This window comes from Brevibacillus sp. Leaf182 (assembly GCF_001423865.2).
In the GTDB taxonomy this organism is placed as follows: domain Bacteria; phylum Bacillota; class Bacilli; order Brevibacillales; family Brevibacillaceae; genus Brevibacillus; species Brevibacillus brevis_C.
This window is the reverse complement of sequence record NZ_LMPN02000033.1, coordinates 241,142-267,031: the sequence shown is the minus strand read 5'-3', so window position 1 is coordinate 267,031 and position 25,890 is coordinate 241,142. Positions and strand designations below refer to the sequence as shown.

The 25,890-nt window shown below is 47.9% G+C and carries 33 protein-coding genes and 1 tRNA gene; 33 read left to right on the top strand and 1 reads right to left on the bottom strand.

All coding sequences use genetic code 11. The features are described 5' to 3' along the window. The 5 genes from ASG16_RS25180 (at window position 1) to ASG16_RS25160 (ending at window position 3,580) form a co-directional block, all read left to right on the top strand. A complete protein-coding gene (locus ASG16_RS25180) occupies window positions 1–183 on the top strand; it encodes a capping complex subunit for YIEGIA (protein WP_056492755.1) in 183 nt (60 codons plus the stop codon). A 54-nt stretch (window positions 184–237) separates the two neighbouring features. Beyond that, entirely contained in the window at window positions 238–1,551 is a 1,314-nt protein-coding gene (der, locus tag ASG16_RS25175; RefSeq protein WP_056492758.1) for a ribosome biogenesis GTPase Der, read from the top strand. A gap of 15 nt (window positions 1,552–1,566) precedes the next feature. Further along, window positions 1,567–2,169 carry a glycerol-3-phosphate 1-O-acyltransferase PlsY gene (plsY, locus tag ASG16_RS25170; RefSeq protein ID WP_048032627.1) on the top strand — a complete coding sequence of 201 codons (603 nt, stop codon included), beginning with the start codon at window positions 1,567–1,569 and terminating at the stop codon, window positions 2,167–2,169. A 13-nt stretch (window positions 2,170–2,182) separates the two neighbouring features. Next, window positions 2,183–3,235, top strand: coding sequence for an NAD(P)H-dependent glycerol-3-phosphate dehydrogenase (locus ASG16_RS25165; protein WP_056492761.1), 1,053 nt, complete (start codon window positions 2,183–2,185; stop codon window positions 3,233–3,235). 78 nt (window positions 3,236–3,313) lie between these two features. Then, window positions 3,314–3,580 (top strand): stage VI sporulation protein F, encoded by a 267-nt coding sequence (locus ASG16_RS25160; protein ID WP_007716506.1) that lies wholly within the window; start codon window positions 3,314–3,316, stop codon window positions 3,578–3,580. A gap of 120 nt (window positions 3,581–3,700) precedes the next feature. On the opposite strand, the gene ASG16_RS25155 is transcribed toward ASG16_RS25160, so the two are convergent. Beyond that, a complete protein-coding gene (locus tag ASG16_RS25155; RefSeq protein WP_056492764.1) occupies window positions 3,701–4,183 on the bottom strand; it encodes a hypothetical protein in 483 nt (160 codons plus the stop codon). Here ASG16_RS25155 and ASG16_RS31685 point away from each other — a divergent pair. The 28 genes from ASG16_RS31685 (at window position 4,144) to trpB (ending at window position 25,889) form a co-directional block, all read left to right on the top strand. After that, window positions 4,144–4,506, top strand: coding sequence for a DUF2768 domain-containing protein (locus ASG16_RS31685; protein ID WP_370444415.1), 363 nt, complete (start codon window positions 4,144–4,146; stop codon window positions 4,504–4,506). The genes ASG16_RS25155 and ASG16_RS31685 overlap by 40 nt on opposite strands. Before the next feature lie 12 nt (window positions 4,507–4,518). After that, window positions 4,519–4,815 (top strand): 2Fe-2S iron-sulfur cluster-binding protein, encoded by a 297-nt coding sequence (locus tag ASG16_RS25145; RefSeq protein ID WP_048032630.1) that lies wholly within the window; start codon window positions 4,519–4,521, stop codon window positions 4,813–4,815. 16 nt (window positions 4,816–4,831) lie between these two features. After that, on the top strand, window positions 4,832–5,179 hold the full coding sequence (locus ASG16_RS25140) for a 2Fe-2S iron-sulfur cluster-binding protein (protein WP_056492767.1): 348 nt from the start codon (window positions 4,832–4,834) through the stop codon (window positions 5,177–5,179). A 16-nt stretch (window positions 5,180–5,195) separates the two neighbouring features. Further along, window positions 5,196–5,924: a YphF family lipoprotein gene (locus ASG16_RS25135; RefSeq protein ID WP_056492770.1), complete on the top strand. Its 729-nt coding sequence runs from the start codon at window positions 5,196–5,198 to the stop codon at window positions 5,922–5,924. A gap of 180 nt (window positions 5,925–6,104) precedes the next feature. Beyond that, window positions 6,105–7,583, top strand: a complete 1,479-nt coding sequence (gene spoIVA / locus ASG16_RS25130) for a stage IV sporulation protein A (RefSeq protein WP_039960052.1) — start codon at window positions 6,105–6,107, stop codon at window positions 7,581–7,583. A gap of 237 nt (window positions 7,584–7,820) precedes the next feature. Then, complete coding sequence (hbs, locus tag ASG16_RS25125; RefSeq protein WP_005831316.1) at window positions 7,821–8,093, top strand: non-specific DNA-binding protein Hbs; 273 nt, start codon at window positions 7,821–7,823, stop codon at window positions 8,091–8,093. Between the two features lie 207 nt (window positions 8,094–8,300). Further along, complete coding sequence (folE, locus tag ASG16_RS25120) at window positions 8,301–8,864, top strand: GTP cyclohydrolase I FolE (protein ID WP_173629482.1); 564 nt, start codon at window positions 8,301–8,303, stop codon at window positions 8,862–8,864. A 69-nt stretch (window positions 8,865–8,933) separates the two neighbouring features. Further along, window positions 8,934–9,010: transfer RNA gene (locus ASG16_RS25115), tRNA-Pro, on the top strand. Between the two features lie 112 nt (window positions 9,011–9,122). Then, complete coding sequence (locus tag ASG16_RS25110; RefSeq protein WP_056492773.1) at window positions 9,123–9,833, top strand: lytic transglycosylase domain-containing protein; 711 nt, start codon at window positions 9,123–9,125, stop codon at window positions 9,831–9,833. A 37-nt stretch (window positions 9,834–9,870) separates the two neighbouring features. Next, the gene (gene mtrB, locus ASG16_RS25105) at window positions 9,871–10,101 is read left to right on the top strand and encodes a trp RNA-binding attenuation protein MtrB (RefSeq protein WP_056492776.1); all 231 of its coding nucleotides are present in this window, start codon (window positions 9,871–9,873) and stop codon (window positions 10,099–10,101) included. Window positions 10,102–10,177: 76 nt separating this feature from the next. Continuing rightward, window positions 10,178–10,693 carry a hypothetical protein gene (locus ASG16_RS25100; protein WP_056492780.1) on the top strand — a complete coding sequence of 172 codons (516 nt, stop codon included), beginning with the start codon at window positions 10,178–10,180 and terminating at the stop codon, window positions 10,691–10,693. Window positions 10,694–10,818: 125 nt separating this feature from the next. After that, on the top strand, window positions 10,819–11,655 hold the full coding sequence (locus tag ASG16_RS25095) for a heptaprenyl diphosphate synthase component 1 (RefSeq protein ID WP_017248112.1): 837 nt from the start codon (window positions 10,819–10,821) through the stop codon (window positions 11,653–11,655). A gap of 4 nt (window positions 11,656–11,659) precedes the next feature. Next, window positions 11,660–12,379, top strand: coding sequence for a demethylmenaquinone methyltransferase (locus ASG16_RS25090; protein ID WP_048032635.1), 720 nt, complete (start codon window positions 11,660–11,662; stop codon window positions 12,377–12,379). A gap of 77 nt (window positions 12,380–12,456) precedes the next feature. After that, window positions 12,457–13,326: a UbiA-like polyprenyltransferase gene (locus ASG16_RS25085; protein WP_056492783.1), complete on the top strand. Its 870-nt coding sequence runs from the start codon at window positions 12,457–12,459 to the stop codon at window positions 13,324–13,326. Continuing rightward, complete coding sequence (locus ASG16_RS25080) at window positions 13,323–13,919, top strand: UbiX family flavin prenyltransferase (RefSeq protein ID WP_007716550.1); 597 nt, start codon at window positions 13,323–13,325, stop codon at window positions 13,917–13,919. Before ASG16_RS25085 ends, ASG16_RS25080 begins: the two co-directional genes overlap by 4 nt. Window positions 13,920–13,923: 4 nt before the next feature. Next, window positions 13,924–14,787 (top strand): menaquinone biosynthesis protein, encoded by an 864-nt coding sequence (locus ASG16_RS25075; protein ID WP_048032637.1) that lies wholly within the window; start codon window positions 13,924–13,926, stop codon window positions 14,785–14,787. A gap of 9 nt (window positions 14,788–14,796) precedes the next feature. After that, complete coding sequence (locus ASG16_RS25070) at window positions 14,797–15,762, top strand: polyprenyl synthetase family protein (protein ID WP_048032638.1); 966 nt, start codon at window positions 14,797–14,799, stop codon at window positions 15,760–15,762. A gap of 104 nt (window positions 15,763–15,866) precedes the next feature. Continuing rightward, a complete protein-coding gene (ndk, locus tag ASG16_RS25065; RefSeq protein WP_007716560.1) occupies window positions 15,867–16,310 on the top strand; it encodes a nucleoside-diphosphate kinase in 444 nt (147 codons plus the stop codon). Between the two features lie 128 nt (window positions 16,311–16,438). Beyond that, window positions 16,439–17,212 (top strand): CheR family methyltransferase, encoded by a 774-nt coding sequence (locus ASG16_RS25060; protein ID WP_056492787.1) that lies wholly within the window; start codon window positions 16,439–16,441, stop codon window positions 17,210–17,212. Between the two features lie 76 nt (window positions 17,213–17,288). After that, the gene (locus tag ASG16_RS31075; protein ID WP_007716564.1) at window positions 17,289–17,447 is read left to right on the top strand and encodes a hypothetical protein; all 159 of its coding nucleotides are present in this window, start codon (window positions 17,289–17,291) and stop codon (window positions 17,445–17,447) included. 337 nt (window positions 17,448–17,784) lie between these two features. After that, a complete protein-coding gene (gene aroC / locus ASG16_RS25055; RefSeq protein ID WP_056492790.1) occupies window positions 17,785–18,948 on the top strand; it encodes a chorismate synthase in 1,164 nt (387 codons plus the stop codon). Continuing rightward, window positions 18,948–20,048: a 3-dehydroquinate synthase gene (gene aroB / locus ASG16_RS25050; protein ID WP_056492793.1), complete on the top strand. Its 1,101-nt coding sequence runs from the start codon at window positions 18,948–18,950 to the stop codon at window positions 20,046–20,048. The genes aroC and aroB overlap by 1 nt, the downstream gene beginning before the upstream one ends. A 2-nt stretch (window positions 20,049–20,050) precedes the next feature. After that, window positions 20,051–20,428: a chorismate mutase gene (gene aroH, locus ASG16_RS25045; protein ID WP_056492796.1), complete on the top strand. Its 378-nt coding sequence runs from the start codon at window positions 20,051–20,053 to the stop codon at window positions 20,426–20,428. A gap of 289 nt (window positions 20,429–20,717) precedes the next feature. Next, window positions 20,718–22,232 carry an anthranilate synthase component I gene (gene trpE / locus ASG16_RS25040; RefSeq protein WP_056492799.1) on the top strand — a complete coding sequence of 505 codons (1,515 nt, stop codon included), beginning with the start codon at window positions 20,718–20,720 and terminating at the stop codon, window positions 22,230–22,232. Continuing rightward, window positions 22,226–23,251 carry an anthranilate phosphoribosyltransferase gene (gene trpD, locus ASG16_RS25035; RefSeq protein WP_056492802.1) on the top strand — a complete coding sequence of 342 codons (1,026 nt, stop codon included), beginning with the start codon at window positions 22,226–22,228 and terminating at the stop codon, window positions 23,249–23,251. Before trpE ends, trpD begins: the two co-directional genes overlap by 7 nt. Further along, window positions 23,241–24,041, top strand: a complete 801-nt coding sequence (gene trpC / locus ASG16_RS25030) for an indole-3-glycerol phosphate synthase TrpC (RefSeq protein ID WP_056492805.1) — start codon at window positions 23,241–23,243, stop codon at window positions 24,039–24,041. Before trpD ends, trpC begins: the two co-directional genes overlap by 11 nt. Next, complete coding sequence (locus tag ASG16_RS25025; RefSeq protein WP_056492808.1) at window positions 24,038–24,706, top strand: phosphoribosylanthranilate isomerase; 669 nt, start codon at window positions 24,038–24,040, stop codon at window positions 24,704–24,706. The genes trpC and ASG16_RS25025 overlap by 4 nt, the downstream gene beginning before the upstream one ends. Next, window positions 24,669–25,889 (top strand): tryptophan synthase subunit beta, encoded by a 1,221-nt coding sequence (gene trpB, locus ASG16_RS25020; protein ID WP_056492811.1) that lies wholly within the window; start codon window positions 24,669–24,671, stop codon window positions 25,887–25,889. The genes ASG16_RS25025 and trpB overlap by 38 nt, the downstream gene beginning before the upstream one ends. Window position 25,890: the final 1 nt, after the last annotated feature.

Below are 25,890 nucleotides of genomic sequence, written 5' to 3'. Positions count from 1 at the left end.
ATGAGAGGATTAATCTTGGCGGTGATTACGACGAACAAAGACAGGATAGCGGGTGGTGTCCCGATTTTTATCGAGTCTACTACGGAGAAGATGCAGCAAACAGCTTTTACGCTCGAAAAGATACTGGACGCGATGGTGCATGAAGTGAGTGACGATACCCTTATCATTGTTCGGCATAAGTAGTGTATGGTATGATTAGCTAGTCAAAACGTAAAATGAGAGAGAGTGTTGTTGATTATGGGATTACCAGTGGTAGCCATTGTGGGGAGACCCAACGTGGGGAAGTCCACGATTTTTAACAGATTGATTGGCGAACGAGTCGCGATCGTGGAGGATATGCCGGGAGTAACCCGTGACCGCCTGTACGGGAAAGGTGAATGGTTAACTCATACTTTCCATGTGATTGATACCGGTGGAATTGAGTTTGGCGAGACCGACGAGATTCTTACACAGATGCGTTACCAGGCAGAGCTTGCGATTGACGAAGCAGATGTCATCATTATGATTGCAGATAGCCGTACAGGGGTGACAGATGCGGACGTTGAACTGTCACGGATGCTGAATCGGACAGGAAAACCTGTCGTACTCGCGGTGAACAAAGCGGATAATCCGGAAATGCGTGCGGATATTTACGATTTTTATTCCTTGGGCTTGGGCGAGCCATTCCCTGTCTCGGGTAGCCACGGTCTTGGCTTGGGCGATATGCTGGAAGAAGTGGTTCAGCATTTCCCAGCACAGGATGACGAAGAAAAAAGAGACGATGTTATTCGTGTATCCATCATCGGCCGTCCAAACGTCGGGAAGTCTTCTTTGACGAATGCGATTCTCGGTGAAGAGCGAGTCATTGTCAGTGATGTTGCCGGCACGACCCGTGATGCGATCGATACGCCATTCGAGCGTGATGACCAAAGCTACATTCTCGTAGATACGGCAGGTATGCGCAAGCGTGGTAAAGTGTATGAAACAACGGAAAAATACAGTGTGATGCGTGCGATGCGTTCCATTGAAGATTCCGATGTCGTGCTTGTTGTCATTAACGGGGAAGAGGGCATTATTGAGCAGGACAAGAAGATCGCGGGTTACGCACATGAGGCTGGCCGTGGTGTCATTATTATCGTGAACAAATGGGATGCGATTGAAAAAGACGACAAAACGATGCAACGCTTTACAGAATTGATTCGCGAAGAATTTAAATACCTGGATTACGCTCCGATCATGTATGTGTCAGCAAAATCGAAGCAACGTGTCCATACGATTCTACCGAAGGTCAATGAAGTAGCTCAAGCACATGCGATGCGCATTCCTACCGCGGTTCTTAATGATTTGGTAACAGATGCGACGATCCGCACGCCTCCACCATCTGATCGCGGCAAACGCTTGAAGATCAACTATGCGACACAAGCAACAGTGAAACCACCGACGTTCATTCTGTTTGTGAACGATCCAGAACTAATGCACTTCTCCTATGAACGTTACATAGAGAACAAGATCCGTGAAGCTTTTGTGTTTGAAGGCACACCAGTTAGAATCTGGACACGGAAAAAAACGTAGGGAGAGAAAAACGCCATGGTGTTATTATCCTGGGTGCTTAGCTATTTAATCGGTTCAATTAGCTTTAGCTATCTTATCGCCAAAAAAGTCGCAGGAATTGACATACGTTCTCATGGCAGCGGAAATGCCGGTGCAACCAATACCCTAAGGGTGTTAGGAAAAGGCCCCGGCATTGCCGTTCTCCTTCTTGATGCACTAAAAGGAATAGCTGCGATGGGACTGACTCACCTGATGACAGGGGACCCGGCAGCGTATGCAGTGGCAGGCTTGTTTGTTATCGCCGGTCACAATTGGCCGATCTTTTTTGGATTCCGCGGAGGGAAAGGCATTGCGACTACACTAGGTGTCGTGTTAGGGTTTTCTCCCTTGGCATTTTTGATCGCTGCCGTGTTGGCTATCATAGTCATTGCGATCACTCGCTTTGTTTCATTAGGATCATTGGTTATCGTAACGGTTATTCCATTTAGCCTTTACTTGTTGGACAAACCTGTTTCCTTTATTTGGGCGAGCTTGGCGATCGCAATCTTTGCATACATTCGTCATTATAATAATATCCGCAATCTTCTTTCAGGAAACGAACGGAAACTAGGAGATAAGTCCAACCGAAAGCTGGGATAATGTACGAACGGACATGAGAAAAGTGGAGGGGGACGTATTGATTCAAAATGTTACGGTGATTGGTGCTGGAAGCTGGGGAACGGCACTTGCTACAGTTTTGGCGGACAACGGGCATCAGGTTACGCTTTGGGTACGGGATACCAAGCTGGCAGAAGAAATAAACAGCAAGCATGTGAATGAAAAGTACCTGCCGGGAGAAACGCTTTCAGCAAACATAGTGGCAACGACCAACATTCAAGAGGCTGTAATAGGCAAGCGAATCGTTCTTCTCGTTGTTCCTTCCCATGCCATGCGCCAAATCTGTCAGCAAGTAGCTCCGTACTTAGAACCGGATGTCCTTTTGATTCATGCGACAAAAGGCTTTGAACTGGAAAGTCTGAAGCGAATGTCAGAAGTCATTGCGGAAGAAGTGCCGAAAGAGATTGCGTCCAGATTGGCTGTGTTGTCAGGACCAAGCCATGCAGAGGAAGTAGTCAAAAGGCAACCAACGACAGTGGTAATGGCGTCTGATTCGGAAGAAAGCATGCTGCGCTCTCAAGATTTGCTGATGAATACGAATTTTCGTGTGTATACTAACCCGGATTTGATTGGCGCTGAGATCGCTGGAGCGTTAAAGAACATCATTGCACTTGGAGCAGGGATGTCTGATGGCTTAGGGTATGGAGACAACGCCAAGGCAGCCCTGTTGACCCGTGGATTGGCGGAAATTAGCCGTCTGGGCATCAAGCTCGGTGCTAAGCCGCTTACGTTTTCAGGTCTGGCTGGTGTTGGCGATTTGATTGCCACATGTACGAGTAAACACAGCCGAAACTGGCGTGCAGGCTATATGCTCGGACAAGGAAAAAAACTCGATGACGTACTGGCACAGATGGGGATGGTCGTCGAAGGTGTTCGCACGACAAATGCAGCGTTTTCCTTATCGCAACGCGAGCAGGTTGAAATGCCAATCACTTCTGTTCTGTATGGCATGCTGTTTGAAGGAAAAGAAGCTCGTCAAGGCGTGGAAGAACTGATGGGGCGCGGAAAAACCTTTGAAATGGCGTACCTCAATCCCGATGCGGAATAAGTCATGAATGAAGTATCACCGATTTAGGCTTCTGCACATACGATAGGGTGAAAGCCCATGTGCAGGAGGAGAGTTCACATGAATAATATGTCCAAACGACTTTTTGAGCGCTTGCAAGGGAAAGCAACGGAAAATGTCGATGAAGAAAAGCTTCGTTCACTAGCGGGTCAGGTCAAGCGCAGTGATTTTGAAGACGAGACCAAGCTACGTCAAATCATTCGCACACTTGCTACCCTTAGCGGCAAGCAATTAACCCCTGAAAAAGAGGATAAGGTCATTGAAATGTTTCGCAATCAGGAAATCAATCTAGGTGACATGTCCACCTTGACCAAGCTGCTCAAATAAGAGAAATGGGCGATTATGCCCGTTACCTGCAACAAAAACCGTCATACAGTAAGACTAGGAACAATCATGGCTCTACAGGGACATGGCTGACCTACAGATTGCAAGAAAAAAAGAGGGATCTCATCCCTCTTTTTTTCGTTCCTTGGAGTTGCTGCTTACCTGGGTAATCAGGTTTTGGACCAAAGGGGATTGCAGGAGACCGAGTAATTGCCCGATATCTATATTGGCCAAAAGACTACCTAGACCTGATTCCTGCGGTGGTGTTTCAGCTACCTTTTGTGGCTCTGGAGCAGCTTTGCGTTTACCAGCAGCAGCAGGCTTTTCGGCAACGACCTCAGGCTCGGGTGTGCGTTTTCCGAGGTTCTCAATCATCTCCATCGCCCCGTACAACGAATCCATCGTGTCCTCTACCTGCCGAATCGTGCTGCCGATTCCTTTGATGTTATGGCGCATTTTCGTAACAGAGGTACGCAAATCAACCGCGGGCAGGATTCTTTTCGGTGAAATGGAAAGGGAGACATTTTCGACTTGGTCGCTTAATTTTTTGCTGGGTATAGGTGCATATGGATTCCGCCATTTTCGATTATTTACTTTATTACTCAACGTTTCATCCCTCCAATGGGCGCATTCATCACGATAGTCTATGCGAATGTCTAGTATTAGGTTCGCAAGCGTCAGACGAAGAGGGGGATTTATGGTATAATAAAGCAAAAAATGCAAAGGATGCTGCAGTCCCGATGTATATTGATCCTATGACAAAGATGAACATTTCCTTAATCGCTATTGGACTCATGTTCGTCTGCAATTTAGTTATGATCTTTGCCAGAAAAATATCCAATGGGTTTTTGCGGTTCCTTGTGAAGACCTTCGCATTCTTACTATTACTCGTCGTGCTTGTCATGATTTTGATTGTGATTTTTGTCTAGGGAGGATTATTGATGTCAACGATCACACTACTTACTCGTGCAGGCAGTCATGAAGTCTCGATCGAGATGGATCAATCCATTGTTGCTCTTGCGAAAAAGAACAACGTCGTGTGGGGCCATGCATGCCAAAGAGGTGTATGTGCACAATGCCGTACACTTGTTGTAGAAGGGGCAGCGTACTTAAACGAAGTGACACCAGAAGAAAAACTGCGATTGCGCAAGGCTGAACGCGCAGAAGGCTACAGATTAGGCTGCCAGACGAAGATTGTTTCAGAAGGAGCAGTCAAGGTAGCTCATCGGCCGTACTAGTAAAGGAAGTGACAATATGGGGAAAGTAACCTTTCTCCCGAGCAAGAAGAGTGTGAAGACACGCACAGGGCAAACCTTGGTCGGTGTAGCTTCGTCAGCTCGTGTCGTAATCCCGCAGAGATGCGGTGGGCACGCATCTTGTCTGATGTGCCGCGTAGTCGTTGAGAATGGCCTGCTGTGCCCGCCAACGGTGCTGGAAAAGCGCAAGCTGCCTGAAAAGGATCTCGCCAATGGGATTCGTTTGGCCTGTCAGGCAAAAACGACGGAAAAGGATTGTACGGTCAGGATTCCAGAAAGCAAGCTGAAATCAGTCGTAGCGGCTGCACTCGAGCGACAACGCAAAGAAAATGAAGATGGAATGTAAGAGGTGTATACATAAGATGTGGCAATCGTGGCGAAAATCGTTCAAGCTTGTGATCAGTTTGACGATTCTGTCTTCCCTTTTATCCGGATGCTTGTACCCGGATGAGCGCAGAGCAGAAAATCAAATTCCTAGTACCTTTTTTGTAGAAGCAACACAAAAAGCGATTGAGCAATTCCAAAAAGACACAGCAGTGTTGCCAATCGTAACGAAATCCCTCGATACTCCTATTTTTGAGAAATACGAGATTGATTTCCGCAAGATGATACCTAAATACATGCCGGATGTACCTGGGAACGCATTTGAAAAAGGCGGCGTATACAAGTACGTCCTGATTGACGTAGATACAAAGCCGACAGTGAAGCTCATTCATTTGACTGCTGTCAGTACAGTAGCGGATGTACAGAGCGAGGTAGACCGTTACAAGGGACATTTCGAAAAGCTGCCTGTTCTCGCTGACCTGGGGAATGGATACTATTCCATCGATCATGAGCGGCTCGGGTTAAAAGCGTGGCAGGTGCCGTCCACGATGGGGACTTACTTATTACCACTGGTCATGAACGCTGAAGGACAAGTCGGGATTGATTATGCTTCGGATATCGCGCAATTGCTTCGGGATACAAAAGTAACCGTGCCAGAAAAAACAGACCCGAGATACGTGCTGGCACGCAATTCCATGTTCGTACCCGCGAAATCGTTTCCCTATGAAATGGTCGATGGTGAACCGAAGCTTCTCAAACTAAATTAACTTCACGAAAAACGACTCTGCGCAGGGTCGTTTTTTTTGTTCTAGTTAACGCAAAAATACATATATTTGTACTGTCCACAAAACTAGTACGAGATTCCCTACGAAAATACTGGCGGTCAGGGATAATTCGGAAAATCGGTCATAGTGTAAAAATAGACAAATAGAAGGAGGTCATCGATGGTGGAACGAGTCGACATCTTTAAAGACATTGCCGAACGGACGGGCGGAGACATCTACCTCGGAGTGGTAGGCCCTGTTCGTACGGGAAAGTCGACCTTTATCAAGCGGTTTATGGAGCAAGTTGTCATTCCGAATATCAACTCTGAAGCGGAGCGGATACGAGCGACAGACGAGTTGCCGCAGAGCGCTTCAGGACGAACAATCATGACAACCGAACCCAAATTTGTTCCGAATCAGGCCGTAAACGTACATGTGACAGAAGGACTCAGCATCAATGTCCGCCTCGTTGACTGCGTTGGCTATACGGTGCAAGGGGCAAAGGGCTTTGAAGACGACAATGGCCCAAGAATGGTAAATACACCTTGGTATGAAGAGCCTGTACCATTTGAGGAAGCGGCCGAAGTCGGGACACGCAAGGTTATCCAGGAACACTCAACCATCGGGATCGTTGTGACAACGGATGGCAGCATCGCGGAAATCCCGCGTGTAGGATACATCGATGCAGAGGAGCGGGTTGTAAACGAGCTGAAGGAAGTCGGAAAACCGTTCGTGATCGTTGTAAACTCGACGCGTCCGCGCTCCGACGAAGCACAAAACCTGCGTGTGCAGCTCCAGGAAAAATACGATGTACCAGTCGTTGCCTTGTCGGTTGATCATATGACAGAGCAGGAAATCTTGCTCCTCATGAGAGAGGTCCTGTTTGAATTCCCCGTTCATGAAGTAAATGTAAATCTGCCGAGCTGGGTAATGGTGCTGGAAAACGGGCACTGGCTGCGTCAGAACTACGAGGAAGCTGTACGAGAGACCGTGCAGGACATCCGCCGGTTACGCGATGTGGACCGTGTCGTTGGCTTCTTCAATGACTATGACTTTGTAGAGAAAGCCTCCCTTGCTGGTATGCACATGGGGCAAGGGATTGCAGAGATTGATCTCTACGCGCCAGATGAACTGTATGACCGCATCTTGATGGAAATTGTCGGTGTAGAGATAAATGGCAAGGATCACTTGCTGAAAATCATGCAGGAATTCGCACACGCCAAGCGCGAGTTTGATCAGGTAGCGGAAGCATTGCACATGGTCCGAAGTACGGGCTACGGTATAGCAGCCCCGTCGTTGCATGAAATGACCTTGGACGAACCTGAACTAATCCGCCAGGGACCGCGCTTTGGAGTCAGGCTCAAAGCAACAGCACCGTCTATTCACATGATTCGGGTGGATGTCGAGTCTGAATTCGCCCCGATTATCGGAACAGAGAAGCAGAGTGAGGAGCTTGTCCGTTATCTGATGCAAGATTTTGACAAAGATCCGCTTTCCATCTGGAACTCCGATATTTTTGGACGCTCGCTCCATTCCATCGTAAGAGAGGGTATTCAGGCAAAAATTACCATGATGCCAGACAACGCCAGATACAAATTACAGGAGACTTTGGGTCGAATCATCAACGAGGGATCGGGTGGCCTGATAGCGATCATACTCTAATAAATAGTTCTGAAGTCCTATAAACAACAAATATAGGGAAGGCATCTGACATGACGAGATGCCTTTTTTTCTTGTATTTCGTTCAATTTCGACAGGAGGGGCTTGAATTTAAGAAATCGGTGTATTACTATAAGCTTGTCAGATCGGTAAAAACAACCATTCGTGTATAAAACGCTTCGTTTCGGTTAAGAAAAATAATAGCTAGGACTTGGTGTTCTTTGAGGGGAGGTGAATAAAATGAACAAAACAGAACTGATTGCAAAAGTGGCTGAAACCACAGAACTCACCAAGAAAGATGCAACAAAAGCAGTTGATGCAGTTCTTGACGCAATTGCAGATGCATTGAAAACTGGTGATAAAGTCCAACTGATCGGCTTTGGTAACTTCGAAGTTCGTGAACGTGCGGCTCGTAAAGGTCGTAACCCACAAACTGGTGAAGAGATCGAAATCGCTTCCAGCAAAGTACCTGCGTTTAAACCAGGTAAACAACTCAAAGACTCCATCAAGTAGTTGTTTCTTTTGAGAACGAAGCACTTACATAAAAAAATCCACATTGCTAAAATGTGGGTTTTTTTCTGTGTATATACAGTTTGCCTATGGAAATTCTGGTATATCTTTTTGTCTTTTTTTAAACGATATGGTAAGATTGGCTTTGATTGCGAGCAGGCAGACCTTAGTGATGAGAAACAAGGCATATGCCGTTACGTAGGAGGTACAATGATGAACGTCGACTTAGATAAAATACAGCAAGCTGTTCGCATGATCCTAGAGGCAGTAGGCGATGATCCTAATCGTGAAGGAGTGCTGGATACACCTAAGCGAGTTGCGAAAATGTACGCTGAAGTATTTGAGGGCATGCATATAGACGAAGAGCAGTATTTCGAGACTGTCTTTAGTGAAGATCATGAGGAAATGGTTCTAGTGAAGGACATTCCGTTTTACTCCATGTGTGAGCATCACTTGGTTCCCTTCTTCGGAAAAGCGCATGTCGCTTATGTACCGCGTGGAGGCCGTGTAGTAGGACTGAGTAAGCTGGCGCGTGCGGTTGATACCGTAGCAAAACGTCCCCAGTTGCAAGAACGAATTACCGCAACAGTAGCTGACGCGATTATGCGCAAGCTCGATCCACATGGCGTGGTGGTGGTTGTAGAAGCAGAGCACATGTGCATGACGATGCGTGGTGTGAAAAAGCCAGGCTCGAAAACAATCACTTCTGCTGTTCGTGGGATGTTTGAGAAAGATGCGGCTGCCCGTGCAGAAGTATTTAGCTTGATTCGCTGATAAAAATGCAAGAATAAGGAAATTATATTGACTCTATAGGTAAAATATTGTATAGTACGGATGTACAGTCGGGATGTGGCGCAGCCCGGTAGCGCGCACCCTTGGGGTGGGTGAGGTCCAGGGTTCGAATCCCTGCATTCCGACCATCTGCATATAACGATTAGAAGCCTTGAGCAAAGGCTTCTTTTTTAATGTAAAATGCCTACTCTCCCAAGTAGTGCCATTTTGCTATTGGCTTCCTGATCTTTCTTTTTTATAATGATAGGTAGACATGCTAGGGAAGGGTTGTTCAAAGCTATGAAGGTGCCTGTATCACTTCAACCATATTTGCAAACATTGCCGCAAACCTATGACGCCTCTTCGCTTTCGTATGGAGACGAGGGGCTCTTCTCGGACATCCTGCAGTCCCAGTTAGAAACAAACGGCCAGCGGGTTATCAGTTCGCAGGAGATTTTGGCCAAGCTAGACGGTTCCAGGAACTGGAAGATCCCTACCCGTATTCAAAATGAGCAGTCCCTGTCTTTTGCAAAAGGGCCATCTATTCCTACACCGGAAATCTTGGGCAAGATTGATGAGACAGCGAAAGCGATCGGAGTGGACGCTGATCTGGTGCGAGAGGTCGTCAGGGCCGAATCCAATTTCAATCCGAATGTAGAATCTCACGCAGGGGCGAAGGGCTTGATGCAACTGATGGACAATACGGCAAAAGCCATGCAAGTCCGCAATGTATACGACCCTGATGAAAACCTTGAAGGTGGAACAAAATATTTGAAGTCGCTTTTGGATCGTTATGATGGAGATGTAAAAGTAGCACTTGCCGCTTACAATGCTGGTCCAGGTCGGATGAGTCGTCTGGGAATCAGCAGTGATGACGAGCTTGAAGCGAAGTTTGACCAATTGCCGCAAGAGACACAGCGCTATGTAGACAAGATCATGAGCCGACTGGAGTCAGAAGGGGCATCATACTAGACGTACGCGCATACCGTATTGGTCAGGAGGAAACACATTGGCACAACCATCGGGATTCAATCAGGATTATTTCGTAGTCAAAGCGAAGGAAAATGGCGTTCATGTGATCGGGTTAACAAGAGGCTCTGATACGCGCTTTCATCATACAGAGAAGCTCGATAAAGGCGAAGTCATGATTTTTCAATTTACGGAGCACACCTCTGCGATTAAGGTGCGAGGGAAAGCAGTGATTTACTCGCAGCATGGCGTCGTGGATACGACCGATTAAAGAACAAGTCGTTTTACTAAGAAGCAGGCATAGCCTGCTTTTTTTGTTTGTACAATGGAGGAGAGGAGGGATGTCTATGCCGCGCCAATTGCTGATGGCGATTGCTGTTTCCACTTTCTTGGCTCTGATGCTGTCGCTCGTTCCCACAAATCAGTGGATGCAAGCGGATATACCGACATTTCAGTCGGCACGTGCCATTCACTTAAGCGAGCAAAATGCCCTTGATTTGTTTACAAGGATGTCGACACATTATAATATTAAGCGTATAAAATGGGAAAACCCATCGATCTATGTCGATTTTGCGGTGAAACCAGCCGAAAAAGTAGAGTTAAACACCGTCTATCAAGATTTTTACCGTTTGACATACGACTTGCGTACCTATGCAGACAATGTCGGGCCCGTGTACTATCGCTTGTTGGAGGAAACGGATCCACCAAAAGAATCAAGATTATTGATTGCCATACAATCGACAACCGGAAATCTCGTAGGACATGACAAACCATTGACCGATCCCTCAGATATCCAGTCCTTTGTAAGCAGTACATTTCCCATTCGAATCGAGTCGTATTTTTATGAGCGAATTAGTCCCTGATGGAAGAAGTATGGTATGATAGTAGAGACGGCCTTTTGACCGGACGGCAGAGGAAGACCGAAGAGTAAGGAACAGTACGGAACAGGCAGACATCTATAGGTTGTGCAGCTTGTGGAGGAGGACGCATGAGCAAAGAACTTTCCCCGAATGTAGAAGAGGTTCGGTCCATTATCGAACAAATCTACAAGAGAATCACCCATTCCTATGTAGAACATTATGTTGACGTTCCTTCCATGGCGGAAAATCGTCTAGAGCTGTTGTACCTTTTTTTGCTGGAACAAGGTATGCCGAAGGAAAAGGCTTCGGTTTTATGTACAGCAACAGGACTTGTCCAATTGGGACTGGACACGCATGAGCTCGTGAAAAATGAGTACGACTCCTCGCAGAGCGCGGAGCGAAACCGACAGTTGACCGTACTTGCGGGTGATTATTACAGCAGTCGCTATTATCACCTTCTGGCTTCAGCAGGTGAAATCCAAGCCATTCAAGTGTTGTCGGCAGCCATTCAACGAGTGAACGAAGCGAAAATGAGACTCTACATCGCTGGGCGAGATAGCAAGATTTTATCAGATGAAGAGTACTGGGAACTGCGAAATACGATTGATACGGGCTTATACGTGGCTGTTGTAGAGGAGTATGCCGATTCCGCTGATCGCCGTCGTTTCTGGAGCGATCTGATGAAGGAGACAGCCAAAGTAGAGAGTGTAATCGGAGAATGGGAGCAGCTCAAATGGCAAGAACAAGTCCCTTTTGGTTTTGCCCGTTTTTTGTTGCAAAAACCCGGGGCTACACTCGCGCAAGTTTTGTCTGGCGTTGAGGGGAAAGCTATCGAATTAATCGGATTGTGTGAGCAAATGGTGCGTACGCTGCATCCGGCAGAGACGCGAAACATGCTTGCATCCATTACGGCACGGTACTCCCATCGGATCAGTCGCTTGAAGAAGGTAATTGAGGAGATGTAGCCAAGTGAACCAGACACAGATGAATGAGAAAGCAGAGTACGTTCACTCCGTTTTCGAGAGCATTGCAAACGATTACGATAAAATGAATAATGTAATCAGCTTTGGCAGTCATATTGCTTGGCGTAATTACACGATGAAGCAGATGAATATCCAGCCAGGGCATACGGCGTTGGATGTTGCTTGTGGTACAGCAGACTGGACCATTGCATTGGCCAAGGCAGTCGGTAAAGAAGGCAGTGTTGTTGGTCTTGATTTCAGCCAAAATATGCTGGATGTAGGGGCATATAAAGTGGCGAACGCAGGTGTTGGCAACAACGTAAAGTTAGTGAACGCAGATGCAATGAATCTGCCTTACGAGGATAATACATTCGACTTTGTGACAATCGGTTTTGCCTTGCGCAATGTACCCGATGTTCAGCAGGTTTTGAATGAAATGGCACGTGTTGTGAAACCGGGCGGTAAAGTCGTTTCTCTGGAAGTGTCCAAGCCCCCATTCATTCCGTACCGGAAGCTATTTTACTTATACTTCTACAAAATCTTGCCATTTATCGCGAAGCTGACAGTCAACAAGTACGAAGAGTATGCATGGCTGCCACAATCCCTGACCAATTTTCCGGACAGTCGCGAGCTGGCAAGCATGTTTCAGAAAGCAGGCTTGGACCCGGTTCAGGTCAAATTGTTTATGGGCGGCGTATCCGCTTTGCATATGGGCACAAAGCCATAAGTTGACGAATACGATGGCGCCAAACGCGTATATGGGGAGTAAACCGGTATTTCTTCACTAGATAGGAAGTGTCATAGATGGGTCTACGTAAATTAAAAATCATCTTGGAAATGATTAAATTTGAGCACTCCCTTTTTGCCTTGCCTTTTGCTTTTATGGGAGCTGTTTTGGGAAGTATTGTGGTAGAGAATGCATGGCCTACCTGGTCGGAAATTTTTTGGGTGACGGTAGCTATGGTGGGCGCTCGCAGTGCAGCGATGTCCTTAAACCGTGTCATCGACCGGGTGATTGATGCGAAAAATCCTCGGACAGTCACACGAGCGATTCCTGCTGGCCTCATTTCGATTGTGGAAGTCATTTTGTTTATCGTGGTGTCCTTCGCGGTGTTATTTATTGCTGCATACCAGTTAAATGATTTGGCTGTGAAATTGTTGCCGCTCGCTGTGTTTGTTCTTGTGCTTTATTCCTATACGAAACGCTTTACTTGGCTTTGCCACTTTGTTCTCGGGGTTGCCATCGGGTTTGGTCCGTTGGGTGGCTGGGTAGCGACAACGGGTCAAGTAGATGGCATCGGCCTTCTATTGTTTGCATCCGTTATGTTCTGGACAGCAGGATTTGATATCATTTATGCGTGCCAGGACGCCGATTTTGACCGAAAAGAAGGACTTTATTCCATGCCGAGCCGCTTCGGAATTGCCAATGCACTTCTGGTTGCCCGCATATGCCACGTTCTTACTTTCGTTGGTCTGATGTCATTGTATGTAGTCGCAGACTTGTCTATTTGGTTCCTGGTAGGTGTGCTCATTTCTGGTGCAATTTTAATCTATGAACACACGCTGGTGAAGCCAACAGACCTGTCCAAGCTGGATATGGCATTCTTCAATATGAACGGAATCTTGAGTGTCGTGATGTTTACCTTTACGATGATTGATTTGGTGATTGCATGAACAAGCAAAAGTGGGCTGTCGGGATAACGGGTGCAAGTGGTGCTATCTATGGTGTTCGAGTCGTCCAGGAGCTTTTACGTGCTGGACATATCGTTCACTTGATGATTACAGAAGCCGGCTGGCAAGTATTTCGTGATGAACTGGATTGGCACACGGATGACAGAGAGGCTCTGTTGCAGGAGAAGCTGCAACTAGACTTTTCGGGTGAGCTACATTATTGGGGACTGCGAGATTTCAATTGTCCCGCAGCCAGTGGTTCCTATCGCTGTGACGGTATGATCGTTGTACCGTGCTCGATGGGGACTGTTTCTGGCATCGCACATGGCGCATCAGGGAATTTGCTGGAGCGCGTTGCTGATGTCATGATCAAGGAAGGTCGGCGCTTGGTCATTGTTCCGAGAGAGACGCCGCTCAATGCGATTCAGCTCGAGAACATGCTCAAATTAAGCCGTCTGGGAGTCAAGATTCTGCCTGCTATGCCAGGCTACTATCAGAAACCGCAAACCATGGATGATCTGATCAATTTTGTGGTAGGGAAAACTTTGGATGCAATTGATGTACCACATTCGCTGTTCCGGCGTTGGGGGGAATAAACGCATGCAAAAGTCTTTGCGTGTTGGACAAATTTTGTATACCAATGTATTGCCGGTTTACTTCTATTTTGATCAGGCGAAATTCGAAGACCGAATCGAATTCATCCGCCAAGTTCCTGCCCAGTTAAACACTGCAATGGCGAATGGCGCGATTGACTTGGGACCGATTTCTTCGTTTAGTTATGCAGAGCATGCCTCCGAATACGTGGCATTGGCAGACCTGTCTGTCAGTGCCAAAGGAAGGGTAGGCTCCCTTTTCTTGTTCAGCAAAAAGCCGATTGAACAAGTAAACGGTGCCAAAATAGCCTTGACCAACACATCGGCTACCACAGTGAACCTCTTAAAAATCATTCTCCATAAGTTTTACGATTATGAGATTTCCTACGTTACACAGGAACCCATTTTGCAAGAAATGTTGGAGGACGCTGATGCAGCGCTCTTGATCGGGGATGACGCCATTGCGGCTGAGCGCACGGCTAAAGACCTGCATGTCTATGACTTGGGAGAGCTGTGGCATCAATTTACGGGGTATTCCATGACCTTTGCCATTTGGGCTCTTCGTCGAGCGGTTATTGCCGATCATTATGATTTGATCGCGGACGTCCATGCCGCTTTTTTAGAGAGCAAAAGGAAGACAAGAGCGAATACAGCCCCATTGATTGACTACGTTCACACACATTTCGGTGGAGAGAAAGAGCAATGGATCCACTATTTCCAAGGATTACAGCACGATTTCGGTGACGTTCAGCGGATTGGACTGGAGTACTATTACCGATGCGCAGCGGAGCTGGGACTTCTATCGGCACCTGCAACCGTCGATCTGTGGCAAGCCGGCGGCCGACAGACCAATACTACGTTGACGAGATAGGTGGAACGGATGAATCTAGTCGATATTTACTTCAAGATGAAAAAAGATGTCCAATACATAGAAGATGAACTGGAAAAAGCAATTGATACGCCGGTTCGAGAGCTGTATCTATCTTCGACCCACTTACTCAAGGCAGGAGGAAAGCGGATTCGTCCCGTTTTTGTTTTGCTTGGCGGTAAGTGGGGCAATTACGATGTCAAAAAGCTAAAGCATGTGGCTGTTCCTCTCGAACTGATTCACATGGCTTCCCTGGTGCATGATGATGTCATTGATGATGCGGATAAGCGTCGCGGAAAAGATACCGTTCGGATGAAGTGGGATAACAAAGTAGCCATGTACGCCGGCGACTATATTTTTGCGCGGGCATTGGCCATTGCTTCTCAGCTTCCGATCCCGCAGTTGCACCAAATTCTCTCGAATGCAATCGTTGAGGTTTGCAAGGGAGAGATCGAGCAAGTAAAGGATTTGAATAACTGGGACCAAAACTTCCGTACGTATTTGCGCAGAATCAAACGAAAAACTGCGCTTTTAATTGCCATTAGCTGTCAATTAGGAGCAGTGGCCAGCGGAGCGTCAGCTGATATGATTCGCAAAATGTACTGGTACGGCTACAACGTGGGGATGGCTTTTCAAATTACCGATGACATTTTGGACTTTACAGGGACTGAGAAGCAGTTAGGAAAGCCTGCTGGAAGCGACTTGGTGCATGGAAACATTACGTTGCCTGCGCTTTATTCCGCTCATCATGGAAAAGCACGTGCGCAATTCCAGGAATGGATCGCGCAAAATACGTTTTGGGATCATACGGATGAAGCGGTTCGTATGGTGCGAGAAGATGAGGGTATTGCCTTTTCGCAGCGCCTTGCTGAACGCTATATCAGCCGTGCCCATGCGATTCTCGCAGATTTGCCTAACAACCAAGCTAAGACATCCTTGACAGGTATCGCCAATTATATTATTGATCGCAAATTTTAATGATATTTTGACCGTCTGCCTGTTGCTTGACCACTCTACTTTTGATAAAATTTTCGTTGGTGTCCTATGCACCAATACATAGCTCTAATGGAGGCATACTTACAATGGAAAAAACATTCCTTATGGTAAAACCAGATGGTGTACAACGCAACCTGATCGGGGAAATCGTATCCCGTTTTGAGAAAAAAGGCTACCAACTCGTAGGTGCTAAGCTGATGACAGTAAGCCGCGAACTGGCTGAAGAACACTATGCAGAGCACAAAGAGCGCCCATTCTTCGGTGAACTGGTAGACTTCATCACTTCCGGACCAGTATTCGCTATGGTATGGCAAGGTAACAACGTAATCACAACTGCTCGCGCTATGATGGGCAAAACAAACCCAGTAGACGCTGCTTCCGGTACGATCCGTGGCGATTTCGCAACTTCCGTTGGCATGAACATCATCCACGGTTCTGACTCTCCTGAGAGCGCTGAGCGTGAAATCGGCCTGTGGTTCTCCGCTGAAGAAGTTCTCTCCTTCGAGAAAACAATCCAACGCTGGATCTAAGACTGATCGAGAAGACCCCATTTATTGGGGTTTTCTTTTTTTTGTCAAAATCTTTGTCAAAACTGATAGGATAATGACGAAATATAGCGAATGAAGTTAGGGAGTTTGCAAAGGGGGTACGATTCAGCATGGAAGATAAGGACTTTCTCCAATTTATTGCTAGTGTGAAGAAAATGACTGGAATTGATCTTGCCCTCTACAAGGAAGCACAGATGAAGCGCCGTCTAACCTCGTTGAGACAAAAGCGGGGGTACAACACATTTGCCGAGTATTTCGATGCCATCGCTAAAGACAAGGAGCTTTTCTATGAGTTCCTCGACAGGATGACCATCAACGTATCGGAATTTTTCCGCAATCCAGGCCGATGGGAAGTTCTCGAGAATAAAATTTTGCCACGCTTGGCGAAGCAATCGCCGCGGGTGAAATGCTGGAGTGCGGCATGCTCAACAGGGGAGGAGCCGTACACTCTCTCGCTGATCTTGCTACGCAAGAAGATGGATGCCACCGTGCTCGCTTCCGATATTGATGAGGGTGCACTAGCAAAAGCAAAGCAAGGGGTATACACGGACCGCTCCCTGCAAGATTGTCCGAAAGACCTCGTAGCGAAGTATTTTGAAAAAGATACACTCAGCTATCGCATCACGGACGAAGTGAAGAGAAAAGTGACGTTCAAAAAACATAATTTATTGGCGGACTCATTTGATTCTCAATTTGATTTGATTATTTGCCGGAACGTGATGATATACTTTACCGAAGAAGCAAAGCATGAGCTGTATCATAAGTTTAGCCGGGCGCTGAAACCTGGCGGCGTACTCTTTGTAGGCAGCACGGAACAAATTTTTCAGCCGCAACAATATCAACTGGAGACAGAGGATACATTCTTCTATCGAAAAATGGGTTGATTCATGTTGGCCTTGGTATATCTCTGCTGTTTTTTTCCAAGACTAGGAATACCTACTTTGCAAGAGGAGGCAGCAGATGGATAAACACAAGGTCATCGAAGCATACCGTCGAGGGCTGATCACACTGCAGGAATGTGGTCAGATATTAGGGGCGGAGAGGACACAACTAGATGATTTGATACGCGTGGATCACACTCGCAAGCCGCTGAGCCCCAATCCTTTTTTCAACGTGTAGGAATATATAAACGCTTCGCTTATATACTCCGGAATGCATGGAAACTTTCCGCTAAAACGCGTTCGCTCCTCCGTGAGATATCAACGATAGAGGTTTCCTTAACGTGTAGGTATGTCAATCCTGATTCATTCGCGATAGCGTAAAGAGAGCGCTTCTCCCAATACGGAGGGGCGTTTTCCTGTAAGAAGAAAAGGTTTTTCGCAGACGTTTCCCACTTTTGTATTTCCACGGCGTACTAGGTATGATATTATAGCGCTTAAAAGTGATAAAGGACAGCGCCCCGAAAAGAGAACCTTAAGGGGATACAGGCTGCCAGGAGGATGGAGGAAGGATAGAGATGCGTTACTTGACAGCAGGGGAATCCCACGGGCCGCAATTAACAGCTATCATCGAGGGCGTACCGAGCAACCTGCCGATTTCCATTGAGGAAATTAATGAGCAGTTGGCACGTCGTCAGAAAGGCCATGGCCGCGGCAGAAGAATGCAGATTGAAAAGGATCAGGTGAAAATTCTTTCTGGTGTCCGTCATGGATATACAACCGGAGCTCCTATCACACTGGTCGTTGAAAATAATGATTGGACGCATTGGCAAGGAATCATGAGTGCTGAGCCTGTAGAGGAAGGCGCTGAAGAAAAGCGTCGCGTTTCCCGTCCACGCCCTGGACATGCTGATTTAAACGGGGCTATTAAGTATCATCAACGCGATATGCGCAATATTCTGGAGCGTTCTAGCGCTCGTGAGACTACAGTCCGTGTAGCTGTTGGTGCAGTCGCACGTCAATTGCTGAAACAATTTGGCATCCGTATTGGCGGCCAGGTGCTCCAGATCAACGAGATCGTGGCGAAGCGACAAGAAGTAAGTCTGGACGAGCTGATTGCGCGTACAGAAGAATCGCCAGTACGCTGTTTGGATAAAGAAGCAGAACCACTGATGATGGCGGCGATTGACAAAGCAAAAGAAGACGGGGATTCCCTCGGTGGCACTGTAGAAGTTATCGTGGAAGGCGTACCGATTGGTTTGGGTAGCCATGTGCAATGGGACCGCAAGCTGGATGGACGTCTTGCACAAGCGATGATGAGCATTCAGGCCTTCAAAGGTGTCGAAATCGGTATCGGGTTCGAGGCAGCCGGTCTGAAAGGCTCGCAGGTTCATGACGAAATTATTTGGAACGAAGAAACTGGCTACAGCCGTAAAACAAATCGTGCAGGTGGACTCGAAGGCGGTATGACGACAGGAATGCCTGTAGTGGTTCGCGGTGTCATGAAACCGATCCCTACCCTGTACAAACCGTTGATGAGTGTGGATATCGACTCGAGAGAGCCATTCTCAGCGAGCATTGAGCGTTCCGATAGTTGTGCTGTTCCAGCGGCAAGTGTCGTCGCGGAGGCAGTGGTAGCATGGGAGATCGCAAGTGCCATGTGCGAAAAATTCCCTTCTGATTCTCTTGACGACATGGAAGAAAACGTACGTCAATACCGTGCGTACACGGAGAAATTCTAATGAGTATAGAGAAGCTGACTGTTGAGCTGGGGGAGCGTTCCTACCAGATTGTAATAGGCGAGGGTCTTTTGAACGAGGCAGCAGCGTTGCTAGTAGAGGCAGGAATTGCTTCTACTAGCAAGCTGATGATTGTCACAGATGAGAATGTAGCCATTCATTACTTAGAGCCTTTACTCGAAGTTTTGCGGCAGCATGGGTATCAGATCCACTCAGCTGTGATCGCTGCTGGGGAAAAATCGAAGAGCCTGACTGTCTACGAGCGATTGATGACAGAGGCAATTGATGCCGGACTGGACAGAAAGTCTGCTGTAGTGGCTCTCGGTGGAGGAGTCGTCGGAGACTTGGCTGGATTTGTGGCTGCCACGTACATGCGAGGTATTGATTTCATTCAAATGCCAACTACCTTGCTCGCACATGACAGCTCGGTTGGTGGAAAAGTAGCGATCAATCATCCGCTCGGCAAAAATCTCATTGGTGCTTTCCATCAGCCCAAAGTTGTTATTTACGACACGAAAGCATTGCATAGCTTACCGAAGCGGGAAATCGCAGCAGGTTTTGCAGAAGTTGTTAAGCATGGACTTATCGCCGACGCTGCCTTTGTCGATTGGCTAGAAGACAACGCTGATTTGTTATGGCAACTCGATTCAGAATTATTAGGGAAAGCCATCGAAAAAGGTTGCGCAGTCAAAGCGGCTATTGTTTCTCAAGACGAGACAGAGCAAGGGCAGCGTGCATTGCTTAATTTGGGTCATACGTTTGGTCATGCGTTTGAGGCGCTGTCTGCTTACTCGACCCTGAATCATGGGGAAGCCATCTCAATTGGGATGTGTTTGGCTGCCAAGGTAGCGGAACGGATTGGTTTTGCCGAGACTGGTGTATACAATCGCACGAAACGGATGCTGGAACTGTTCCACCTGCCGACGGCATGGCCAGGTAATCTCTCGCCAGAAGCTGTGATGGAAGCCATGAAACGAGACAAAAAGACAGTAGGCGGAAAGCTGGCCTTTGTGTTGCCTAGGGCAATCGGGCAGGTTGAAGTCGTCAAAAATATAGAAGATGAACTCATACTGGGAGTCATGAGAGAAGAAGTGGAGGGATAAGGATGGGAATGAGAGGAATCAGAGGCGCGGTCACGGTGGAAGCCGATACGCGCGAAGAGATCGTCTCCTCTACAAAATGGTTGTTGGAGGAAATGGTAGCCCGCAATGAAGTAGACCCCGAAGACATTGGCAGCATCATTATCACGACGACAGAGGACCTCTGTGCGACCTTCCCTGCTCAAGCGGCCCGCCTGCTTGAAGGAGAAGCTTGGCAATACGTCCCACTCATGTGCGCAAGAGAAATCCCGGTGCCGGGTGGCTTGCCACTTTGTATTCGTGTCATGATGCATGTGAATACGGACAAGACAGCAAAAGACATTCATCACGTCTTTTTGCGTGAAGCAGTCAAGCTACGTCCGGATTTGACAAATCGCGGTTGACAATTAGGGCGCTCTCTTTTACCATAAGTGAAACGAGAGCGCCTCGTTTTTTCCGGTAATAAGCAAAAGCCGGCTGAGAGCAGAGAATGAGTTGAGCAGAGTTGAGATGAGTTAGGTTGAGGAGAGAAGAGAAGGCTGGGTACATATTGACACCCAATCCAGGTCTCTTTGTCTGGATTTTTTTGCATACAAAAATTTCTCCCCCCTACCTCTCGCTCTAGAAGCGGGTGTAGAAAAGGTGGATGCCTCATTCCCTTTTCTCTCCCACTAATTGAGGAGATGAGAGTCCATGTATTTCCCTTCCCTTGCCGAGGTTAAGACCCTCTCGGCGTCGTATTCCCTTATTCCTGTAAGCATGAAACTGTTAGCGGATCAGGAGACACCGATTCGCTTGTATCAGAAGATTCGTAAAAGTGATTCCTTTTTGCTGGAGAGCGTAGAAGGTGGTGCGCGTTGGGCGCGTTTTTCGTTCATTGGCATGAATCCTTTTCAAATCGTAGAAGCAAAGGGTGAAGAAATCACCGTTTCCTATCGCACAGGTGAAAAACTTGTCCAGACAGGAAATCCCGTCTCCTTTTTGCGTGAAGAAACCGATCGCTACAAAAGCCCGAAGCTACCCGGACTGCCTCGTCTCAGTGGTGGTGCGGTAGGCTTTTTCGGTTACAATACGCTGCGCTACTTCGAAAATTTGCCAGCACATCGCAAGGAAGCTGTAGAAGTGCCGGATATGCGCTTTCTGTTTGTTGATGAGATGATCGCCTTTGATCATTTGAAGCAAGAAATTCAATTGATTGTGAACCTCCATGTGGAGCCAGGTGACACCGAAGACATTATTGGCGAAAAATACAAGCAAGTTTGCGAACGAATCGAGGAGATGGCTACCAAAGTTTCGGCTCCGCTTGAAATGGATCAACGCATTCAAGTAGCAGCAGATACACCAGCGCCATTGACAGTACAGCCAAATATGACGCGTGAGCAATACGAGCAGCTAGTCGTGCAAGCGAAAGAATACATCGCAGCCGGCGACATTTTTCAAGTCGTGTTGTCCCAACGTTTTTCCGTAAAGACAGATGTCGATCCTTTTGCGGTATATCGATTGCTGCGTACGTTGAATCCTTCCCCATACATGTACTATCTCGAATACGAGGGCGAGACAGTCGTCGGGACTTCACCAGAACTACTCGTGCGTGTGGAAGATGAAAAAGTAGAGATGCGGCCGATTGCAGGAACGCGGAAAAGAGGGGCAACCCCACAAGAAGATGCTGCGCTGGCGGCTGATCTTTTGGCAGATAAAAAGGAGAGAGCCGAGCACTACATGCTGCTGGATCTAGGACGCAACGATGTAGGAAAGGTCTCTGCATACGGAAGCGTAAAAGTGGAAGAAGCATTGGTGATTGAAAACTACTCCCATGTGATGCATATGGTTTCGCATGTGACCGGCAAGCTTCGTGAGGGACTGCACGCTTTCGATGCATTGCTGAGTGCTTTTCCGGCTGGTACAGTATCTGGTTCTCCCAAGCTGCGGGCGATGGAAATTATTGCAGAGCTCGAGCCTGATGCACGCCATCTGTATGCGGGAGCAATTGGCTACATTTCGTTTGATGGTTCACTCGATAGCTGCATCACGATTCGAACGTTGTTCTTTCAGGATGGCTACGCACACGTACAGGCAGGTGCAGGCATCGTAGCGGATTCGGTCCCTGCGAGTGAATATCAAGAGACGGTGAACAAAGCAGCAGCGATGCTCTCTGCGTTAGAAAGAGCGGAACAGTTGTTTGTCAGAAAGGTGGAGTTGTCATGCTAACATACGCGCTGGAACAAATTCTGCTTGGGAAGCACTTAACACGGACGGTTGCAGAAGAGGCCATGGGCGAGATTATGGACGGAAAGGCAACTCCGGCGCAGATTGGTGCATTTTTAGCGAGTCTTCGCTTGAAGGGCGAGCAAGTAGAAGAGATTATCGGTTTTGCCAAAGCTATGAGAGCACGGGCGATGAGTTTTCCGATCGATCTGCCAGGTCTGGTAGACACTTGCGGTACAGGTGGAGACGGAAGTCATACCTTTAACATTTCGACGGCGAGTGCAATTGTCGCAGCAGCGGACGGTGTACGCATCGCCAAGCACGGGAATCGTGCCGTTTCCAGTAAAAGCGGTAGTGCGGATGTGTTGGAAGCGTTGGGAGTGCCCGTCAATTTATCTCCAAAAGACGCCGCAGATTGCCTGCGTGTGACCAATCTCTGCTTCCTGTTCGCTCCCCTGTACCACCAAGCGATGAAGCATGCGGCTGGACCGCGAAAAGAATTGGCGATTCGTACGGTGTTTAATTTACTGGGACCATTGACGAATCCAGCAGGCGCCAGCCATCAGCTAATGGGCGTGTACGATGCCAAGCTGCTTCCAAGTGTAGCCGCAGTCTTGCACGAGCTCGATGTGAACAGAGCGCTCGTTGTAGCAGGCTCGGATGGACTGGATGAATTGACTGTCACGGGAACGAGCCATATTGCCGAGTTGCGGGATGGGCGAATTTTGACATATGAAATCGAGCCAGAGCAGTTCGGTCTGCGCAGACATGAAAAGGATGCGTTGCGCGGCGGTGATGCCAATGAGAATGCGAAGATCATTCACGACGTGTTTTCCGGCGTACGTGGAGCAGCACGCGATATCGTTTTGCTGAATGCGGGTGCGATCCTCTACCTCGCAGATCGAGTTAGCTCGATTGAAACAGGGGTTATACGCGCAGCGGAACTGATCGACGGCGGACTGGTCATGCGAAAGCTCGAGCACGTTCGTCACATTGCAGGAGGTATGATTCATGCTTCGTAAAATCGTAGAAAAGAAACGCGAAGAGATCGCACGTCTTTATACAGAAACAACGGTTTCAGCATTACTATTGGCAACGAAGGAAGTCCAGCGTCCACGCGGATTTCGTCAAGCATTGGAGACGAGTGTACGGCCTGTAAGCGTGATTGCCGAAGTGAAAAAAGCATCCCCCTCAAAAGGGTTAATCCGACCTGATTTCCAGGCAGTAACCATCGCGAAGGCTTATCAGGCCGCTCGCGCAGAATGCTTGTCTGTTTTGACAGACGAGTCCTTTTTCCAAGGGAGCTTGAGCTATCTACGGCAAATTCACGAAGCAATTGATCGTCCGTTACTCAGAAAAGACTTTCTTCTGGATGAAATTCAAGTCGTGGAAGCAAGAGCAGCAGGCGCTGATTGCGTGTTGCTCATTGCTGCTATTCTCGATCGGGAAACGCTTCGCCACCTGAACCAAACTGCCGAGGAGCTAGGCATGGATGTACTGATTGAGGTCCATGACAAACGAGAGTGCGAGCTTGTTTTTCAAGCCATGGAACCCAAATTGCTCGGGATCAACAATCGAAACTTAAATACGTTTCAGACTGACCTGGCCGTTACGCATGAATTGATTGCAGAACTGCCTGCGTCATTGACAATTGTGAGCGAAAGTGGGATTTCGACGCCAGCGGATATTGAGAATGTACGAAGTGCAGGTGCCCGGGCTGTGCTGGTTGGAGAGCATTTCATGCGCCAAACAGACGTAGAGCGCGCAGTCATTGATCTCGTGGGAGAAGCAGCACCGGGGGTGAGTGTATGACTCGTTTGAAAATATGTGGGATTAAGCGAGCAGAAACACTTGCGCTGTTAAAAGAGCTGGAAGTCGATTACGTAGGCCTTGTTTTTGCCCCAAGCAAGCGACAAGTAGATGCACAAACTGCTGGGCAATTGCTTGCAGCCGTACCGGGCCATCCTCCTGCTGTTGGTGTGTTCGTTAATCCGACGATGGAAGAGCTGGAGAAAGTGCTTAGCGAGGCACCGTTATCTGTGATCCAATTGCATGGACAGGAGACGCCACAATTTTGCCAGCAAGTTCGGGAGCGGTTTGCTATACCGGTGTGGAAGGCGTTGGCAGTTGGCGGTGAAGCGGATGCTGCTCAAGAGATCCAAACCTATCGAGGCATTGTCAGTGCCTTTTTATTTGATACGTATGACCCTGGTCAAGCAGGTGGCACAGGGAAAAAGTTTTCGTGGGAGCAAATCCCGACTTTGCAAGCAGCATGCGAGGAAGCAGACTGCATTATTGCTGGAGGGATTCATGCGGAGAATGTCGGAGAATTAACGAGACAATATCGAGCAGGGATAGTCGATGTGTCCAGTGGAGTAGAGACAGATGGCGAAAAAGACGCCGAGAAAATTAAAACATTGGTAGAGAGGGTGAAGGCGCATGAACAACATTCAAACAACTACGCGAGTCGTGCCTGACGAAAACGGACGATTTGGTGCCTTTGGAGGCAAGTTTATTCCGGAAACCTTGATGAACGCGGTGACAGAGCTCGAGATCGCTTTTGAAGAAGCACGTCGTGACCCTGCATTTGTTCAAGAATTGAATGGACTACTCAGCGAGTATGCTGGACGCCCAACCCCGCTCACCTATGCAGAGCGTTTGACGAATGAGGTCGGCGGCGCCCAAATCTATTTGAAAAGAGAAGATCTCAACCATACGGGAGCACATAAATTGAACAATGCTTTGGGCCAAGCATTGCTTGCCAAGCGCATGGGCAAAAAATCAATTATTGCTGAAACAGGCGCTGGTCAGCACGGAGTGGCAAGCGCAACCGTTGCGGCAAAGCTCGGACTCTCTTGCAAGGTGTTCATGGGGGAAGAAGATATTCGTCGCCAGTCGTTGAATGTTTTTCGGATGAAGCTTCTTGGTGCCGAAGTTATCCCTGCGGTATCCGGCTCTCGTACACTTAAGGATGCGACAAATGAAGCGATTCGTCATTGGGTTTCTCACGTAGATGAAACGTTTTATGTCATCGGATCTGTTGTCGGTCCACATCCATACCCGTACATGGTTCGGGAATTCCAAAAAATTATTGGAGAAGAGACGCGCAGTCAAGTTCTGCAAATGCTCAGAAGGCTTCCAGATGAGGTTGTTGCTTGCGTCGGTGGCGGTAGTAATGCGATTGGCATGTTTTATCCGTTCATTCAGGATGAGTCTGTTGCGCTCAGAGGGGTAGAAGCGGCAGGGAAAGGAATCGATACCGAAAAGCATGCGGCAACGCTAACGCTTGGACGCCCGGGAGTCATCCACGGTTCCTTAACTTACTTGTTGCAGGATGAATGCGGACAGGTGCAAGAAGCGCATTCGATTTCGGCTGGCTTGGATTATCCAGGGGTAGGACCCGAGCACGCCTATCTAAAAGACAGTGGAAGAGTGACCTATACATCCGTAACAGATGCGGAAGCGCTCGAGGCAGTACAAGTGCTTTGCCAAACGGAAGGCATCATTCCAGCGTTGGAGAGCGCACATGCGATAGCTGAAGCGATAAAACGGGCGAAAGAGATGTCTTCAGACAAAATACTGGTTATCTGTTTATCTGGTCGAGGCGACAAGGATGTACTGACTATTCAAGAAGCGCTGACAGCAGAAGGGAGCGAGTAAT